Origin of the sequence: Pseudomonas edaphica (assembly GCF_005863185.1) — a bacterium.
GTDB classification, from domain to species: Bacteria; Pseudomonadota; Gammaproteobacteria; order Pseudomonadales; family Pseudomonadaceae; genus Aquipseudomonas; species Aquipseudomonas edaphica.
The window spans coordinates 1-1,742 of sequence record NZ_VBVZ01000907.1; the positions used below are offsets into that span (position 1 = coordinate 1).

General features: G+C 65.2%; 2 protein-coding genes. Both read left to right on the top strand.

Annotated features, from left to right (window positions below; all coding sequences use genetic code 11):
* The coding region (locus FEM54_RS31955) for a TolC family protein (RefSeq protein ID WP_138454210.1) at positions 1 to 645 on the top strand (645 nt) is incomplete at its 5' end.
* A partial coding sequence (locus FEM54_RS31960; RefSeq protein ID WP_138454211.1) for an efflux RND transporter periplasmic adaptor subunit occupies positions 638 to 1,742 on the top strand: 1,105 nt, incomplete at its 3' end. The genes FEM54_RS31955 and FEM54_RS31960, both read left to right, overlap by 8 nt.

Below are 1,742 nucleotides of genomic sequence, written 5' to 3' on the forward strand. Positions count from 1 at the left end.
GCCCAGGCCCGCGCCGCCCTCAAGCGCTGGATCGGCGCCGCCGCCAATCAAGCCCCCAGCGGCCAGTTACCCAATTGGAGCATCGACAGCCACGGCTACAGCCACAACCTGCATCAACACCCCGAACTGCAAGCCTTCGTGCCGCGCACCCGCGAGGCTCAGGCGCGCGTGCAGGAGGCCAAGGCGCAAAAGACCTCGGACTGGAGCTGGGAAGTCGACTACGGGCACCGCAGCCGTGAGTACGGCGACATGGTCACGCTGCAATTGAGTTTTGACCTGCCGATCTTTCCCGGTCGCCGACAAAACCCAGGCATCGCGGCCAAGCAGGCCGAGTTGGACCAACTCGACGCCGAACGCGAAGCCGCCACCCGCGAACACACGCAGATGCTCGACGACGACCTGGCGGTTTACCAGCGCCTGGACCGCGCCGTGCAGCGCAGCCAGGACAGCCTGGTGCCGCTGGCCGAAGAAAAAGTCACCCTCAGCCTGGCCGGTTATCGCGCCGGCAAGGGCGATTTGCTCACGGTGGTCGGCGCTCGCCGTGAGCTGGTCGAGGCCCGCTTCAAACAGATTGATGCCATCGAACAGCGCGCCCTGATCGGCGCCCAGCTGTATTTCGCTTACGGGGAACCCAGCCATGAATAATCTAATTGTCGCAGCACTGGTGCTGCTGGGTCTGGGCGCGGGCTATGGGCTGGCGCAATTTCACTCGGTGGCGTCTGTTGCACCCAAGGACGACAAACCGGCGCTGTACTGGTACGACCCGATGTACCCGCAGCAGAAGTTCGATAAACCCGGCAAGTCACCGTTTATGGACATGCAACTGGTGCCGCGTTATGCCGAAGGCACGGCGGCTGCGGATACGCCGGCAGTGCAGATTGACCCACGGCAAACCCAGAACATCGGCGTGCGCCTGGCGAGCGTCAGCCGGGGTGTGCTGACGTCGACCCTGGAGCTGTCGGGCATCCTCGCGTTCAACGACCGTGATGTGGCGGTGGTACAGGCGCGGGCTGCCGGGTTCGTCGAGCGCGTCTATGCGCGGGCACCGGGTGATGTGCTCAAGGCCGGCGCGCCGTTGGCAGACCTGTTGATCCCCGAATGGGCGACGGCCCAGGAAGAATTTCTGAGCCTGCGCCACAGCGGCGACAGTGGGTTGATCGCGGCAGCCCGGCAACGGTTGCGTCTGAGCGGCATGCCGACCGGGTTGATCCAGCAGATGGAGCGCAGCGGCCGGGTGCAGTCGGTGTTGACCGTCACCAGCCCGTTGAGCGGCGCCCTGCAAAGTTTGGAGGTGCGCGAAGGCATGACGCTGGCGGCAGGGCAGACCCTGGCGCGTATCAATGGCCTGGATCAGGTGTGGCTGCAGGTTGCCGTGCCCGAAGCCCAAGGCTCGACCTTGGCCGTGGGGCAAACCGTGCAGAGCCGTTTTGTCGGTTTGCCGGGCAAAACCGTCGACGGCACCATCAGCGCGATTTTGCCGGCCACCGCCATGGACAGCCGTACTGTGCAAGTGCGTGTCGAGTTGCCCAACCCCGACGGCAACCTGCGTCCCGGCATGACCGCGCAGGTGCGCCTGGCGCAAACCAGCGGGCAAGCGGTGTTGCAAGTGCCCAGCGAAGCCTTGATCCGCACCGGCAAGCGCGTGCTGGTGATGCTGGCCGAGGAGGGCGGGCGCTATCGCCCGGTAGAGGTTGAAGTTGGCGTAGAAAATCAGGACCAAACCGTGATCCTCGGCGGCTGGT